Genomic DNA, 15622 nt, shown 5'->3' with positions numbered 1-15622 from the left:
TTCGAAAATTAGCGGGTGGCCCAGGCGTCATTGCGTATCGGCGGCAAAGGCGTTCGAACCGGCGGCCTCGCGCATCGCGCCCGCCGTCTTGCCGGGCACCTGCGGTGTGATCGTGTAGTCCGGGTCGCGGCGCTGCCTGCGCAACACGTGCACGATCTCGGCCCACGCGTCGAACAGACCGTCATAAGCGGGCGGCAAGTCGGCCTCGATCGCTTTGCGCAATCTGGGCAGCGCATGAAACGGCACGTTGGGGAACATATGGTGTTCGACGTGATAGTTCATGTTCCAGTAGAGAAACTGCAGCACGGGGTTCAGCCGCAGCGTGCGGGTGGAAAAGCGGTGATCGAGTTCGTTCTCGCGCAGGCCGGTGTGCTGGGTCATGGCCAGCAGTTCGTGCAGCCAGGCGCCGTATGCGCGGGGCAGCAGCATGAACACCACGGGCAGCCAGCTATGCGCCGCGAAGGCCCACACGCCAACGGCCACGTAGAGCGCGAGCATGACCCGCGAATTGCGACGCATCGCCCGATATTCGACCACCGGTACGACGGCCTTCGCGCTCCGCGTCACGATGCCAAGGCTATGCAGCACGATGTTGCCGAGATGATGAATGCCATGGGAGACACGCAGGAAGTCGGTGGCGAGCTTGAAGTAATTGGGCGGCCTCTTGACGGCGATTTCAACGTCGGCGGGCACCGTGGCCGTGAGGTGCGTATAGGTGTGATGCTGCGCATGCGACCAGCGGCTATAGATCTGCTCGCGCCAGGTCATGAAGCAGATGACCCAGTGCACGGACTCGTTGAGCCATTCGCTCCTGAACGGCGTGCGGTGGCGCAGCTCGTGCTCCATCGCCTCGGCGAACGCGTAGATCGTGCCGTACAGCACAAAGGCCGGAACGCACCAGAGGGTGCCCAACGAAAGCCAGGCGAGCGTGCCGGTGGCGAGCACGAGTGCCATGAAGCCGCCGAAATACGTCAGGGCAACCCGGTCGTTGCGCCGCGTGACCTCCTTGAGCACCTTGCGGTCGAGCGGACAACGGTACCAATCGTCCATCGTGATGACCTGCGGCGAGCCTGGCTGTGCGGACATGAATCGAACTCCCGTGCATGACATTGAACGCTGATGAGCCGCTTTAACTTCGCTCATCCATGAGTCGAATTACAGGCTCTAAATGAGCCATCGTCAAAGACTAAAATGACTCATTTTGATCATTAAAGGGTTTTTACCTAAACTCATGGTGTCTGAAAACGTTCTCCACGTGGAGATAAAATCCAAATATGTGCGATGAAAGACTCATTTTGAGGCAAAATGAGATCATCCTCACTCGCTGCGGAACCCCGATGAAGAGCCGCCCGACGCTGAAGCAGTTAATGGAACTCACGCAGCTGAGCCGCGCGACCATCGACCGGGCGCTCAACGACCGACCTGGCGTGCACCCGCGCACGCGCAGCGCCGTGGAAGCGGCGCTCAGACAACTGGGCGCGGGCGACAGCGAGGCGCTGCCCCCCGCATCGCGTACTTCGTCCAATGCGCTGCGCGTGCGCCTGCTCCTCCAGGCCGGCGACGCCTTCAGCGCGGAACTCACGCGCACGGCAACGAGCCTCGAAGCCGAGTTCGCTGCGGCGGGCGTGACGGTCGAGGTCGTCAATTGCGTGGGCGCCAGCGACGAAGACGTCGCGCTGCGCGTGCGCGATGCGGCGCAAGGCGCTGCCGACGCCATCGGCATCATCTGCACGAACACACCGCCGATTACCTCGGCGCTGCGCGAATGCATGGCGCGGGGCCTGGGCGTGGTGACGCTCATCACCGACGTCGACGCCGATGCGCGCCACACCTACGTGGGCGTGAACAACCGCGCCGCAGGCCAGTCGGCCGCGTTCCTCGTGGGCCGGCACCTGGAGGGACGGCCCTCGCCTTCCGTGGCCGTTGTGGTCGCAACGTTCTCGTACACCTGTCACGAAGACCGCGAGATCGGCTTTCGTTCGCTGTTGCGCCAGCGCTTTCCCCGCGTGAACGTGGTCGAAGTGATCAAGGGCGCCGACTCGGGTCCGGCGACCTACGAGGCCACGCGGCGCTGCATGGAAATGCACGGCGCGCTCGACGGCATCTACAACGTGGCGGGCGGCAACGAAGGACTCGCAGCGGCGCTGCGCGAGCGCGGGCTTGCGGGCCACACGCTCTATGTGACGCATGAGGTGAACGCCGTGACGGAGCCGCTGTTGCGGGCGGACGTGATCGACTATCTGCTCTCTCAAGACTTGCGTCTGCTGCTGCGCACAGCCGTCGAACAGATGCGCCACGCGGCGGCAGGCGGCGCGCCGCCTGCGCAGGCGCTCGTGCCGATCGAGACGTATTCGCGCTACTCCCTACCCTGAAGCGCCTGAAGCGGCTGCGCAACCAGCCTTGCGCCACCGGTTGCATGCATCACCCGTTTACGATACTTTATGCTCGTTTTTGCTCGATTCGACGGGCAAGCCAACGAGCAAGCGGGAGCCGAACCCATGCAACGAACACGCCAGGAGGCCAGTGAAGGCCTGCTCCCAGACGAGCGCGAGCGCCTGATCCTCGAAAAACTGCGCGCCGAGGGCCGTGTGCTGGCCGCCGAACTCGCCGCGCAGCTCGACACCTCGGAGCACACGATCCGGCGCCATTTGCGCGACCTGGCCGAGGCAGGCCACTGCAAGCGCGTGTATGGCGGGGCGCTGCTCACCTCGCCCGCCAACAAGCCCGCCTCCGTGCGCATGCGCGAGCAACTGCCGGCCAAGGTGCGCCTTGCGCGCGCCGCCGCTGCGCTCGTCAAGCCCAACCAGGTGATCCTGCTCGACGCGGGCTCCACGAACGTCGAGATCGCGGCCGCACTGCCCGAGAACGCCGGCCTCACGGTGGTCACCACTTCGCCGCAGGCCTGTGTGCGCCTGCTCGAGCGCCCAGGCATCGAAGTCATCCTGATCGGCGGCCGCGTGAGCGCGCAGGCCGCGGGCGCGCTCGGAGCGACCGCGCTCGTGCAGATTCAGCAGATCAAGGCCGATCTCTGCTTTCTCGGCGCATGCGCACTCGATCCGTCCGAAGGCATTGCAGCCTTCGATGCGGAGGATGCCGAAATGAAACGCGCGATGGTCGCAGCAAGCGGCCAGATCGCGGCGGCGGTCACCACGGAAAAGCTCATGACGTCCGCGCCGTTCGTCATTGCGCCGTGCGCTTCGCTCGACTATCTGGTCGTCGATACCGACGTACCGAAACTCCATCTGAAGCAGCTGAAAGCCGCATGCGGCGACGTGGCGGTGGCGCGATGATGCCCCTGCGCGAACGCTACGCCACCACGGCGATCTTTCTGGCGAACGGCTTCGGCATCGGCGCGTGGGCCGTCGAGGTGCCGCGCGTGAAGGACAAGCTGCTCCTTGGCGACTCCCTGCTCGGCGTCGCGCTCTTTGCCTTCGCGCTGGGCGCCATCGTCGCCATGCCGCTCGCGGGGCGTCTCGCGCCGAAGATCGGCAGCGGCCGCGCGACCGCCCTGCTCGGCGTGCTGTTCGTCGCCGCGTTTCCAATGCCCGCGCTCGCGCCCAACGCGCCGCTGCTGTGTGCCGCGTTGCTGCTGCTCGGCGCGCTCAACGGCGCGCTCGACGTTTCCATGAACGGCCACGCCAGCGCGATCGAAAAAGTGTGGCATGCGCCGATCATGTCGTCGTTCCACGCGGCATGGAGCGCGGGCGGTCTGGCGGGCGCGGCCGTTGGCACGGTGCTGCAGAAAGCAGGGTTCGGTGTGCTAAGCGGTCTCGCGCTGCCGGCCATTCCCATCGCCGTGCTGATCGTCGGTGCGGCGCTGTTCTCGCTGCGCGACGTGGGCACGCGCCCGGAGGCCGCGTCGGGCGGCGGCTTCGCGTGGCCACAGGCGGGCGTCGTGAAGCTCGCCGCGCTCGCGTTCCTTTGCATGATGACCGAGGGCGCCATTGCCGACTGGAGCGCCGTGTACCTGCGAACCGCCTTGCCCGCTCATGCGGATAGCGCTGGCATCGGCTATACCTCGTTCGCGTTCGCCATGGCGGCGTGCCGTGTGGTGGGCGACGCGTTCGTGCGGCGGCTGGGCGCGGTGCGCGTGGTCGCGCTGGGCGGCCTGCTTTCGGCTGCGGGTCTTGCCGCCGTGCTCGCTGCGCCGGCGCTCGCTACGGCGGTGGTGGGGTTCATCTGCGTGGGCATTGGGCTTGCCAATGTGGTCCCGGTGATCTTCAGCGCAGCCGGGCGCACGACCGATCCGCCCGTTACCGGTGTGTCGATGGCGGCCACTGCCGGGTATGCGGGCTTTCTCGTGGGACCGCCGATCATCGGCTTTGGCGCGGGGCTAGTGGGGCTGCAACTCGCGCTCGGCGTGCTGGTGCTCGCGACGCTCGCGGTGTGCTTTGCGGGGAGTCGCGCGGTTCGCGATGTCGACGCATCGCGCGGTGAATCGGCGACGCATGCGCCGGTGCGCAGCGATGCGCACGACGCGGATCGTATCGAGGCGGACTGACCTGCGGTCGCCCGGCGCATCGAATATCACCACAAGATCCGGATATCCCCACCCGGGCGCCCTGCGTAGACTCGATCCCGAAGCTCAAACCACCGCATCCGGCCCGCGCCGGATCGATCTTCGGGACATCGACAATGGGCATCACAACAGGAATCGCCGCGCCACAGCGCGTCGTCGTCAATCTTTCGCACGCGAGTCTCGCCGCGCAATTCAGCGAGCAGATGGCCATTGCGGTCATCCCGATCGTCGCTGTGGTGGCATTGGGCGCTACGGCACAGCAAAGTGCCTCGCTGCAGGCCGTCAATACCCTGCCCTTCCTGCTGCTCTCGCTGCCCGCCGGCCTCATTGCCGATCGCAGCCGGCGCAAGCCGCTCATGATCGCAACCGAACTGCTGCGCGCGGCCGCCCTCTTCGTGCTGTTCGCGTTGTTCCATGCGCGCGTGCTGTCGCTCTACACGCTCGGCACACTGGGCTTCGCCATTGCGACCGGCACCGTGGTGTTCAGCGTGACGGCGCCCTCGCTCGTCGCGGCCATGGTCAAAACAGGCGACCTGCTCGCCGCCAACCGGCGGCTCGAAATCGCGCGCAGCATCGCCTATACGGCGGGGCCTTCGGTGGGCGGTATTTTTGCGGGCTGGGCGTCGGGCGTGTTCGCGTTTCTCGCGGCGTTCGCCTTGTCGCTCGCCAGCGCATGGTGTCTCGCACGCCTGCCCGCCGAGGCGCTGCGCCCGCGTTCGCGTCGCGCGCTTGCACGCGAACTCTTCGACGGCGTGCAGTTCATCGCGAGCAGCACGCATCTGCGGCCCATCGTGGCGACGGCCTTCGTCTTCAATACGTCGTGGTATTTGCTGCTCGCCGTGTTCGCGTGGTACGCGATACACCGGCTCGCGTTCGCGCCATCGGCCGTAGGCGTTGCGCTCGGCGTATATGGCTTCGGGATGGTGGGCGGCGCGTTTCTCTACAAGATCATCGCAAAGCGCCTCGTCTTCGGGCGGCAAATCCTGCTCGGCCCGGCAAGCGTTGCGCTTGCCTCGCTGCTCATGGCGAGCACCGCCCTCACGCATTCGCGCGCCAGCGTGTTTCTGGCGTTCTTTCTGTTTGGCTTCGGGCCGATCGTCTGGACCATCTCGACCACGGCGTTGCGCCAGGTCGTCACGCCTCGCGATCTGATCGCGCGCGTCTCGTCGGTCATCATGATGGCGACGTTCGGCGCGCGCCCGCTCGGCGCCCTGCTCGGCGCGTTCCTGAGCACGCGCCTTGGCATGACGAGTTGTCTCGTCGGCGCCGCGTGCGGTTTCGCCCTTCAGCTCGCGATCATCGTGTGCTCGGCGCCCGCGCGGCTGCGCACGATCGAAGGTCTCGATGCCGCGCGGGCCGAACCGCGCAACATGCAGGCAATGCGCTTCGCGGCTGAGAACCGGCAGGAGTGAGGCGACCGAAGTCGCCACTCATTGCCTAGTCATTCGAACCGTCGAAGTCCACCACTTCGACCCAGTTCGCACCCTTGCCCACCGGGTACTTGCCAAGCTCATGCAGCGCACCGCTCTTCGCCTCGATGCGGTACGCGCTCAGCGTGGGCGAGAGCTGGCCCACGGCAAACAGATACTGGCCCGACGGATCGATATTGAAGCCGCGCGGCTGCTTCTCGGTGGCGTACGTGCCGACGCGCGTGAGCTTGCCCGTTTCCTGGTTCACGCGGTACGCGCCGAGCGTGCTCGACGTGCGCTCCGAGATATACAGGTGGCAGCCATCGGGCGTGAGGTGGACGTCGGCGCCCCATGGCTTGTCGCCGGAGAAACCGGCGGGCAGGATCGAAATCGTCTGGATCGGCTTGACCGAGTCGTTCGCCGCGTTGAAGGCGAGCACGTGCAGCTTGCCGTCGAGTTCGTCGATCAAATAGACGAAGCGCTGGTCCGGCGAGAACTGGAAGTGGCGCGGGCCGGAATCCTTGGGCAGCGAGTACGCGGGCTTCGCGTCTTCGGTGAGCGCGCCCGTCGAGGCGTCGAACTTCAGGCGCAGCCAGGCGTCGGCGCCGAGCACCGAGGCGAACGCATAGCGGTTGTCCGGCGAGGTGCGAATGATGTGCGCCATCGGGCCCGTCTTCACGGTTTGCTGCACGTCGCCGGCCACGCCGTTTTCGCCGATACGGTTCACCGCCAGCAGATTGCCGCCGTACGAAGCGGAAAGCAGATAGCGCCCCGTGCCGTCGGTGGAAACATAGGCCATGCTCTCCGCGAGCGGCGCGCGGCCCAGTTCGACGAGACGGCCGTCGAGCGGATTCACGGCGAAGCTCACCACGCGATACGGCTTCGAGCGCAGCGCCGCATACAGGTGGTGATGGTCGGGCGAGAACGCCATCGGCATCACCGTGCCGCCCACCGGCACGGTCTCGACCGCGGCCAGCGCGCCGTTTTGCGCATCGAGGCGAAACACCGAAATGTCCTGGCTATCGGCGTTCGACACATACACATAGCTAGCCGCATGCACGGCCACCGATGCCGCGAACCCGAAAACGGCACCCACCACGCTGCGCACCATTGCCTTCTTCTTCATGTCGTCCTTTCAGGTTTGTTAGTTATATTGAATGGTCTCGCGCGTTTCAGTCTTCACGCAAGCGCGCCAACGCGAAACACCGAAACCGCTTTCTTCATCGATTGCGCCTGGTGCTCCAGCGCGCTCGCGGCGGCGGCCGCCTGCTCCACGAGCGCGGCGTTCTGCTGGGTGACCTGATCCATCTGGCTCACGGCCATGCCCACCTGCTGAATGCCCGTGCTCTGTTCGGCGGTGGCCGTGGTGATCTCAGCCATGATGGTGGCGACATTGCGCACCGAGTTGACGATCTCGTTCATCGCCTCGCCGGCCTGCGCGACGAGCGCGTTGCCGTTGCGCACGTCTTCCATCGAGGCGCCAATCAGTTCCTTGATCTCGCGTGCGGCGCCCGCGCTGCGTTGCGCGAGTGTGCGCACCTCGCCCGCGACCACGGCGAAGCCGCGTCCCTGCTCGCCCGCGCGCGCCGATTCCACGGCGGCGTTGAGCGCGAGAATATTGGTCTGGAACGCGATGCTGTCGATCATGCTCGTGATCTCGGCGATCTTCTGCGAGCTGGCGCTGATGTCCTGCATAGTCTGCACGGCACGGCCCACCACGTCGCCGCCGCGCTGCGCGAGTTCGGCCGCGCCCGTGGCGAGCGTGCTGGCCTCGGATGCGTTCGCGGAGTTCTGCTTCACGGTGGAGGTGAGTTCTTCCATGCTCGCGGCGGTTTCTTCGAGCGAGGCGGACTGCTCTTCGGTGCGGCTCGACAGATCGAGATTGCCCGCAGCGATCTCGCGCGCGGCCGTGTGAATCGCATCGCAACTATCGCGCACGCCGGCCACGGTGCGCGAGAGCCCCGCCTGCATCCGGCGCATTGCCGCGAACAGCAGGCCGATTTCGTTACGGCCCGCTTCGGGCACGCGCACGGTGAGATCGTTCGAAGCGATGCGGTCGAGCACCGCCGCGGCTTCGGCCAGCGGGCGCGACACGATGCGCTTCAAGGCGAAATGCGTGACGACGACAAGCGCCAGCGCAATGGCCACGCCCACGACCACGAGCGTGACGATCCATGCGTAGCGCGCGTTGCCGTCTTCGAGCGTTGCCTCGGCGAGTGCACTGGCGAGCTTCTGGAACTTCTCCACGTTCACGGAATAGGCTGCGCCCGCGGCGGTGATGTCGGTGTCGTTGACCGCCACGTAAGCCGCTGTGTCACCGTTACGCAGCGCGTCGGTCGCGCGCGTGAGCGTGTTCGAGAGTTGCGCAGCCGACTCGAGCAACTGACGCTTGAGGTCAGCGTCCATGCCGTCGAACGCCGGGGCGTTGGCGAAGGCCTGCGTCTCGCTCGTCGAAAGCTCGAAGCTATGCGCCGCGCTCTTCAGCGCGGAGTCGCGCGTGGCCGTGTCGTTACGCTCCTTGAGCGCGCTATAGCCGCGCACGAGCGCCGAACGCGTGCGCGTGGTGTCCTTGTAGGCGTCGTTGACCAGAATGGTCTGGCGCGCGATTTCGTGCAGGCGTTGGGCGCTGACGTTCGACTCCCTGAGCGAAAGCACGCCCGCGAAGCCGCCAATCAGGATCATCACGCCAAAGATCACCAGCACTGCAAGGAGGCTGGCTCGTACCGTCGTGTTGCGCATGTTGCTTCAATCCCCGGTTTCCATGGTGTTCTTCTTTACGGCTGAAACGCCGGAGTCTTGAGGGTACGCCCGCCATGTTGTCCAACAACTTGTCCGCATCATCCCACAGTCGCGCGGCTATTCTGAAATTCGGGTTAACCCTGATCTCGACTCAGGAGCCGCACGGTCCGGTTGCTTTGGCTTCCGTAGCGTTGTACGATTGGCTCTGACAACCAGCCATGATGTCAAACAACTTGATGACAACTGGCTGAACAAGCAGCGGATCAAGTCCGCAAACGGAACGCGCTTGACGCGAGTCAGGCGCGTTCTTGCGTAAGTAGATGCGGCGCGCACGAGGCGCGCCGTCTGGAGACAACAGATTCAGGCCGCATCGTGACCCAGGCGGTCTGAATCTCGCGCACGAGAGAGGTCGATCCACATGTCGTTGAGCCGCACCGCCACGCAGTCCGATGTCGCCAGGCGCACCAGGGTGCGCTACCTGATCCTCTCGCTGATCTTCATCATCACCACGCTCAACTACGCGGACCGCGCCACGCTCTCGGTCACGGGTTCGGCCATGCGCACCGAGTTCGGTCTCGACGCCATCCACATGGGCTACATCTTCTCGGCGTTCAGCTGGGCCTATGTGCTCGCGCAGGTGCCCGCGGGCTGGGTGCTCGACCGTTTCGGCGCGCGCCGCGTGTACGCGGGCAGCATCTTCCTGTGGTCGCTCTTCACGCTCCTGCAAAGCTCGATTGGTCTGCTCGGCAGCGCGGGCGCCGCGATTGCGGGCCTCTTCGCGCTGCGCTTCGCGATGGGCGCGGCCGAAGCGCCCGCCTTCCCCGCCAACGCGAAAGTGGTGGCGAGCTGGTTCCCGGCCAGGGAGCGCGGCACGGCCTCGGCCATTTTCAATTCAGCGCAATACTTCGCGGCCGTGGTGTTCACGCCGCTCATGGCGTGGCTCACGCACGCGTATGGCTGGCATCACGTCTATATCGTGATGGGCTTGGGCGGCCTCGTGCTCGCCTTCGCGTGGATCAGGTTCATGAAGAATCCGGCCGATCATCCGGGCGTGAACCAGCAGGAACTCGAATACATCGAGGCGGGCGGCGGCATCGTGAACGGGCATCAACGCGCAGCGCGTGCAGAGCGTGAAGAACGCAAGGGCGCGAACTGGGCGGTCATCCGCCAGCTGCTCGGCAACCGCATGCTGCTGGGCATCTATCTCGCGCAGTATTGCATCAACGTGCTCACGTACTTCTTCCTCACGTGGTTCCCGATCTACCTCGTGCAGGCGCGCCACATGACCATCCTGAAGGCGGGGCTGATCGCTTCGCTGCCGGCTATCTGCGGCTTCCTGGGCGGGGTGCTGGGCGGCGTCGCTTCGGACGCCCTGATCCGCTCCGGCCGCTCCCTGACCATGGCGCGCAAGGTGCCGATCGTCGGCGGCATGGTGCTGTCGTCGTGCATCGTCGGCTGCAACTACGTGAACAGCGACTGGATCGTGGTCGCGCTCATGTCGCTCGCGTTCTTCGGCAAGGGCCTGGGCGCACTCGGCTGGGCCGTGATCGCCGATACCGCGCCGCGCGAAGCCATCGGACTGTCGGGCTCGATCTTCAACATGTTCGGCAATGTGGCCGGCATCGTCACGCCGATCGTTATCGGCTATCTCGTGGCGGAAACCGGTTCGTTCAACGGCGCGCTCGCCTTTGTCGGCATCAACGCGATCGTTACGGTGATCAGCTATCTCGTGATCGTGAAGGACATCAAGCGCGTGGAGTTGAAGGCCGCGTGATCGTGTGTAATCGTGCGGCGCGCTACGGCTTCTCGTGGGCCCGCCGCGCGAGGGTGCGAGCCGCGACGATCGCCGCCGCGAAGCCGGACGCCGCGCCCACCAGCAAGGCCCAGCGCGGCCCCCAGTGGTCGGCGACCCACCCCACGATCGGCGCGCCGATGGGCGTGCCGCCCAGCGCCACGGCGAGGCGGATCGCCAGCACGCGGCCACGCATGCCAGGCTCGGTGGAAAGCTGCATGAGGCTGTTGGTTTCGGTGGTGAACGTGAGCGCCGCGATGCCGATCAGCACGAGCGCGCCGCCGAACCACCAGTAGCCGGGCGCAACCGACGCCAGCACGCACCCCACCCCGAACGCCGCCGCCGCGAACAGCAGCGAGACGAAACGCGGATGGCTGCGCCCCGCGCCGAAGAAGGCGCCGCTCATGGTGCCCACCGCCATCATGGAAGACAGGAGTCCGTAGCGTCCCGCGTCGGCGTGAAAGACGTTTACGGCCATCGTCGAGATGAAGATCGGAAAGTTCAGCCCGAAGGTGCCGATCAGGAACAGCATGACGAGAATGGCCCGCAGGTCCGGTCGCGCCCACACGTAGTGGAACCCCGCGGCAATGCCGCCCTTCGCAGGTTGTGCACGCCTCGCCGAACGCAGTTCGTCCACGCGCAGACGCGTGAGCGAGATCAGCACGGCGACGAACGAAAGGCCGTTGAGCAGGAAGGCCCAGCCCACGCCCACCGATGCAATGACGAGTCCCGCTACGGCCGGGCCGATCATGCGCGCGGCGTTGAACGAGGTGGAATTGAGCGCGACGGCGTTGGAGAGATCGGCGTCGCCCACCAGCTCCGAGACGAAGGTTTGGCGCACCGGCGAATCGAATGCCGTCGTGCAGCCGAACAGGAACGCGAACACGTATACGTGCCAAAGCTGCACGAGCCCCGTTGCCGTGAGCACGCCCAGTGCAATGGCCAGCGTGCCGAGCAGCGCCTGCGTGACCATGAGCAGCTTGCGCTGGTCGAAGTGATCGGCGGCGAAGCCCGACCAGGGCATGAACAGCATTTGCGGGCCGAACTGCAAGCCCATCACGATGCCAACCGCGGCCGCGCTGTGATGCGTGAGCCCGGTGAGCACGAGCCAGTCTTGCGCCGTGCGCTGCATCCACGTGCCGACGTTCGAGACGAGCGCGCCCGCGGACCACACGCGATAGTTGTAAGTCCTGAGCGAACGAAAGAACCCGGAAGCTGGAGCGCCCATGTGCCCGCCTCGCCTTAGTCGGCCACGAGCCGCTTGAGCAGTTCGACTGCCGCGGCTAGCTGCTGTTGCTCGGCGGCCGAAAGGCGCGTGTCGATCCTGCGCGAGAGCCAGTCCTGGCGCGCCGCCCGCCCTTCCTTGAGCCACTCCCGAAAGGCGTGAGTGAGCGACCAGAGCGTTTGGCGCCCGTCATTGGGGTCCGGTTCACCGCTGATGTGGCCCGCCGCTTCGAGCGGCGCGATGAGCGTGCCCATGGACTGCGGGCGCATGCCCTCCGCGCGCGCGAGGCTCGACACCGTGGACGGCCCCTCGCGTTCGAGCCGCTGCAGCACGGCCATCTGGGAAGGCGTGAAGTCGCCGAGGATCGCCTGCTCGCGAAAACGGCGGCGCAGCTGCCCGACCAGTGCGCGCAGGTCGCCGGCAAGCGCCGCGGCGAGGTCGGGAGGGGGAGTTTGGGCGCGATCGGTCATCCCCGCATTCTAGGAGATATGAAGGTAAACTGCAAAGATAACCTTCATATCTCCGGCAACGCGGCAAGCATGACTGCCCCTGCACAACAGACCCGGGAAAATGAGCAATCACCACTCCGCCGCGCTTGCGCGTCGACTCCGACGAAGGCGAGTCGACCGGCCAGCTTTTTCAGTCATCCGCAAACATGCTGGCCAACTATTGAATGATCGGTGGGTTCACGGGCCGCGTCGCACATTCGCCAGGCAATATCAACAGCGTGGCCGAAAGTATTACGGAGTCTTTCCATGAACGCACGAAGATGTCCTTAAGGCGAGCGTAAAATCACCTTCCCTGCGGGGCAACACCCTTTCGCTCGGCACCCAGGGACACGGGCGTACGCGAATCAGCGACATCCACCCAGCCGCCGCCCATTGCCTGATACACACCGATCACCTGGTTATAGCGCGCGGCCTGCAGGCTCGCGAGGGCAAGCTCGGCTGAGAACAGGTCGTTTTCGGAAACCAGCACTTCCAGATAGCCGATGAGACCGTCTTCGAACTTGAGCCGCGAAAATCTCGCATATTCACGCAACGCATCGACGCGCTGTTGTTGAAGCTCGGCCTGCTCGATGGTCTTCTGCGAGCTGACGAGCGCATTGTTGGCATCGCCGAACGCACCCAGCACCGCCTGCCGGTAGACCAGTTCGGCCTGGCTCTTTTGTGCCTCGGCCGACTGCACCTGACCACCGATGGCGCCCGACGTGAAGATCGGCCCGGTCAGCCCCGCCGCGAGCGACCAGACCTGCGCCGGGCCGGAAAGGAAGTCGCCGAATGCGGTGCTGACCGAGCCAAGCGCCCCCGTCAGCGAGATCGTCGGATAGTAAAGTGCGCGGGCAGCGCCTACATTCGCGTTCGCCGCCACCAGATTCTGTTCGGCCTGCAAAATATCGGGACGGCGCTCGAGCAGTGTTGAAGGCAGATCCGCCGGAATCACGGGGAGCACGAGCTCGTTCACCGACTTGCCTCGCGGAATCGGCCCAGGATTGCGCCCAAGCAGAATGGAGATGCCGTTTTCCACGATGTCAATCTGCTGCTCGATGGCCGGGATCGCAGTTTGTGCCAGCTTGTACTGGGAGCGCACCTGCGAAAGCTCCGTCTGGGAAACGAGGCCGTCCCGATAGCGCAACTCGAATATGCGGAGTGTTTCGCTGAAATTGCTCGCAGTGGCCCGCGCGACTTCGAGTTGCCGGTCGAGCCCGCGCAACGTGATGTAGCTGGTCGCCACGCCTGTCACGAGCGAAAGCACGACGCCCCGCTGAGCCTGTTCGCTGGCATAGACCTGCGCCTGTGCGGCTTCGGTCAGGCGCCTTACGCGCCCGAACAAATCGATTTGCCATGAGGCGGACAGCATGCCCTGATAGAGATTGAATACGGGGTCGAGCGTGGGTGGCAGCGGTGGCATGCCGACCTGGCTGGCCCGGTTGCGGCTCACGCTGGCGCCGTAGCCGATCTGCGGAAGGCCCTGCGAGCGCGCGGAGCGCAGCACGCCGATGAACTGGTCGACGCGCGCCGCCGCGACGCGCACGTCCAGATTGCCCTGCAGCGCGGATTGAATCAGGTCGTTCAGCACCGGATCGTCGAACTGCTCCCACCATGCCGTGTTCACGACCTCTTCAGCCTGTGGCAAGTCGATTCGCCACGTTGCCGGCACCTGGACTTCGGGGCGACTGTATTCGGGTCCCACGGTAATGCAGCCGGCCAGGCAACTGGTAGCGGCGGCAAATAGTGCAGCACGCGTCAGCGTTCTCATGACGGACTCCAGGTTCTGCTTCGACCGCGTACGCTATGCGCCGGCGCCGCAGTCGCTTGCGACACACACATCAGGCCGCCAGGGCGAGCAGGCCACCGAACAGCAGCGCTGCAAGCAACAGCGTCAGACACGACACGGACCATCCCCGCACGAATGCATCCGTAGACTGAGCGAACCGGCCTGCCGCCGCTGCGGCCCGCTGGAGTTCGCGCAGGATCACACCCACATCCCCTACCGGTATTGGGGGGGCGTTCTTCCTCCATCGATCCCAGCCAATGGCGAGCGCCGCGCCAGCGAGGACAGGCCAGAGCGCCGACCACAACGCCGCAGGCGCGAGCGCCTCAGGCAACGTGCCAACAGGGATATGCAGATACAACACCCAGGGCCCGATCAGCGAGGCCAGCACCATGGCCAGCCATGCGGCTGTGATCGGTGCGGGAGCGCAGGCATTGCGATGCGCCGCTGCGGTGGCACTCAGACAGCGCACGAAATGAAGCATCAGCAGTGTCGTCGCGACGGAAGACGCCACGGCCAACGAGCCTGCGAGATCCCCGCCCAGCAGATCCTTGGCCGCGTATTTTGCCAGTGCGCCGCCAGTCAACGGCAAGCCGCCCAGCCCGAGCGCGATAACTGCCGTAGGCGCCAGAACCCAGCGCAGCGATCCGGCGCCCGTCAGCGCGACCACGCCCACGGCCAGAAACAGCGTGCCTTTCACCAGCAGATGGTGCGCGGCATAGTAGGCGGCCGCCACGACGGTAGCGGGGTCTCCTGCGGCCAGCCCCATGCCGATCACCGCCATCAGAAATCCCATCTGGCTGACGCTCGAGTAGGCGAGCACGACCTTCGGCTGAGACTGCGTGATGCCAATCGCCACGCCGTAGAACGCCCCCAACATGCCCAGCGCCGCCAGTGGAATGCCGAAGTGCGGCGTCGCGTCGTTGAGCGTGAATGGCAGAAAGCGAACCAGGGCGATCACGCTGGCCTTGACCACCGCGCCGCTCATCACCGCCGCCGCGGGAACTGGCGCCGCGCGATAGGCATATGGCATCCAGAAGTGCAGCGGCACCAGCCCGGCCTTCATGCCGAGGCCAACGAGCAGCAAGAGCAGCGTGGCGTCGCGCCAGGGCGAGCCCGGCAACGCCGCTGCCGCATCGCGAATCAGCAGGCTGCCGCCGGGCGCGGCCTGTGCCAGCAGGATCAGCGCCCCCAGCACGAACGCTTCGGCCAGCAGGGCAATGCCCAGATAGAAGCCGCCCGCATACCGCGCATCGGGCGCCCCTCCCTGGAGCACCAACCCGCTGGCGCCGACGCTCAACACCGCCAGCATCAGATAGAAGCCGATCAGATCCGCCGCCAGGAACACGCCTACGCTGCCGGTCATCGCCATGAACCAGCAGACGACGAATCCAGCGACGCCCTCGCCTTCGACTTCCCGGTCGCGCACGAAGCGCGCGGCATAGATGCCAGCGAAGAGCCACAACAGCGCCGCCGTGCCGAGCAACAACGCGCCCGGCATATCGATGGCGAAACGCAGAGCGAAACGGCTGTTGCCGAGCACGAACATTTCGCTCGGGCTAGCGCCGACGGCCGCCGCCAACGCGGGCAGCGGAGCGATCGCGAACCATGACGGCAAGCGTCGGCGAATAGTCGCCGACGCACAGAGCAGCAGCATCAGCAAC

12 protein-coding genes are annotated in these 15622 nt (G+C 65.7%); 5 read left to right on the top strand and 7 right to left on the bottom strand.

The genetic code is table 11. The annotated features are described in order from the left end of the window. Positions 1–27: 27 nt before the first annotated feature. Positions 28–1086: a fatty acid desaturase gene (locus M3I56_RS11150; protein ID WP_254353889.1), complete on the bottom strand. Its 1059-nt coding sequence runs from the start codon at positions 1084–1086 to the stop codon at positions 28–30. 251 nt (positions 1087–1337) lie between these two features. Here M3I56_RS11150 and M3I56_RS11145 point away from each other — a divergent pair, with 251 nt between their 5' ends. From M3I56_RS11145 to M3I56_RS11130, 4 genes are all read left to right on the top strand, one after another. Continuing rightward, the gene (locus M3I56_RS11145; protein ID WP_254353887.1) at positions 1338–2372 is read left to right on the top strand and encodes a LacI family DNA-binding transcriptional regulator; all 1035 of its coding nucleotides are present in this window, start codon (positions 1338–1340) and stop codon (positions 2370–2372) included. Positions 2373–2498: 126 nt separating this feature from the next. Continuing rightward, on the top strand, positions 2499–3290 hold the full coding sequence (locus M3I56_RS11140) for a DeoR/GlpR family DNA-binding transcription regulator (protein WP_254353885.1): 792 nt from the start codon (positions 2499–2501) through the stop codon (positions 3288–3290). Continuing rightward, positions 3287–4501 (top strand): MFS transporter, encoded by a 1215-nt coding sequence (locus M3I56_RS11135; RefSeq protein ID WP_254353884.1) that lies wholly within the window; start codon positions 3287–3289, stop codon positions 4499–4501. The genes M3I56_RS11140 and M3I56_RS11135 overlap by 4 nt, the downstream gene beginning before the upstream one ends. A 134-nt stretch (positions 4502–4635) precedes the next feature. Continuing rightward, positions 4636–5931 carry an MFS transporter gene (locus tag M3I56_RS11130; RefSeq protein ID WP_254353881.1) on the top strand — a complete coding sequence of 432 codons (1296 nt, stop codon included), beginning with the start codon at positions 4636–4638 and terminating at the stop codon, positions 5929–5931. Between the two features lie 25 nt (positions 5932–5956). On the opposite strand, the gene M3I56_RS11125 is transcribed toward M3I56_RS11130, so the two are convergent. Together M3I56_RS11125 and M3I56_RS11120 are read right to left on the bottom strand one after the other, a co-directional pair. After that, a complete protein-coding gene (locus tag M3I56_RS11125) occupies positions 5957–7054 on the bottom strand; it encodes a beta-propeller fold lactonase family protein (protein WP_254353879.1) in 1098 nt (365 codons plus the stop codon). 53 nt (positions 7055–7107) lie between these two features. Continuing rightward, entirely contained in the window at positions 7108–8667 is a 1560-nt protein-coding gene (locus tag M3I56_RS11120; RefSeq protein WP_254353877.1) for a methyl-accepting chemotaxis protein, read from the bottom strand. Positions 8668–9085: 418 nt separating this feature from the next. On the opposite strand from M3I56_RS11120, the gene M3I56_RS11115 reads away from it, so the two are divergent. Further along, a complete protein-coding gene (locus tag M3I56_RS11115; protein ID WP_254353875.1) occupies positions 9086–10441 on the top strand; it encodes an MFS transporter in 1356 nt (451 codons plus the stop codon). A 22-nt stretch (positions 10442–10463) separates the two neighbouring features. Here M3I56_RS11115 and M3I56_RS11110 read toward each other — a convergent pair whose 3' ends face one another. The 4 genes from M3I56_RS11110 to M3I56_RS11095 form a co-directional block, all read right to left on the bottom strand. Next, entirely contained in the window at positions 10464–11687 is a 1224-nt protein-coding gene (locus M3I56_RS11110) for an MFS transporter (RefSeq protein ID WP_254353873.1), read from the bottom strand. Positions 11688–11701: 14 nt separating this feature from the next. Continuing rightward, positions 11702–12154, bottom strand: a complete 453-nt coding sequence (locus tag M3I56_RS11105; RefSeq protein WP_028202230.1) for a MarR family winged helix-turn-helix transcriptional regulator — start codon at positions 12152–12154, stop codon at positions 11702–11704. Positions 12155–12476: 322 nt separating this feature from the next. Then, the gene (locus M3I56_RS11100; RefSeq protein WP_254353872.1) at positions 12477–13943 is read right to left on the bottom strand and encodes an efflux transporter outer membrane subunit; all 1467 of its coding nucleotides are present in this window, start codon (positions 13941–13943) and stop codon (positions 12477–12479) included. 70 nt (positions 13944–14013) lie between these two features. Next, positions 14014–15615, bottom strand: coding sequence for a proton-conducting transporter membrane subunit (locus tag M3I56_RS11095; protein ID WP_254353968.1), 1602 nt, complete (start codon positions 15613–15615; stop codon positions 14014–14016). Positions 15616–15622 lie beyond the last annotated feature (7 nt).

The sequence above is a fragment of the Paraburkholderia sp. CNPSo 3281 genome, from assembly GCF_024206515.1.
Classification (GTDB): Bacteria; Pseudomonadota; Gammaproteobacteria; order Burkholderiales; family Burkholderiaceae; genus Paraburkholderia; species Paraburkholderia nodosa.
Note: the sequence above shows the minus strand (reverse complement) of the source record. Positions and strands in the feature narration are given on the sequence as shown.

Coding starts and splice junctions, on each gene's coding strand:
- M3I56_RS11150 (WP_254353889.1), bottom strand. CDS start 1,086: ATGTCCGCACAGCCAGGCTCGCCGCAGGTCATCACGATGGACGATTGG.
- M3I56_RS11145 (WP_254353887.1), top strand. CDS start 1,338: ATGAAGAGCCGCCCGACGCTGAAGCAGTTAATGGAACTCACGCAGCTG.
- M3I56_RS11140 (WP_254353885.1), top strand. CDS start 2,499: ATGCAACGAACACGCCAGGAGGCCAGTGAAGGCCTGCTCCCAGACGAG.
- M3I56_RS11135 (WP_254353884.1), top strand. CDS start 3,287: ATGATGCCCCTGCGCGAACGCTACGCCACCACGGCGATCTTTCTGGCG.
- M3I56_RS11130 (WP_254353881.1), top strand. CDS start 4,636: ATGGGCATCACAACAGGAATCGCCGCGCCACAGCGCGTCGTCGTCAAT.
- M3I56_RS11125 (WP_254353879.1), bottom strand. CDS start 7,054: ATGAAGAAGAAGGCAATGGTGCGCAGCGTGGTGGGTGCCGTTTTCGGG.
- M3I56_RS11120 (WP_254353877.1), bottom strand. CDS start 8,667: ATGCGCAACACGACGGTACGAGCCAGCCTCCTTGCAGTGCTGGTGATC.
- M3I56_RS11115 (WP_254353875.1), top strand. CDS start 9,086: ATGTCGTTGAGCCGCACCGCCACGCAGTCCGATGTCGCCAGGCGCACC.
- M3I56_RS11110 (WP_254353873.1), bottom strand. CDS start 11,687: ATGGGCGCTCCAGCTTCCGGGTTCTTTCGTTCGCTCAGGACTTACAAC.
- M3I56_RS11105 (WP_028202230.1), bottom strand. CDS start 12,154: ATGACCGATCGCGCCCAAACTCCCCCTCCCGACCTCGCCGCGGCGCTT.
- M3I56_RS11100 (WP_254353872.1), bottom strand. CDS start 13,943: ATGAGAACGCTGACGCGTGCTGCACTATTTGCCGCCGCTACCAGTTGC.
- M3I56_RS11095 (WP_254353968.1), bottom strand. CDS start 15,615: ATGCTGCTGCTCTGTGCGTCGGCGACTATTCGCCGACGCTTGCCGTCA.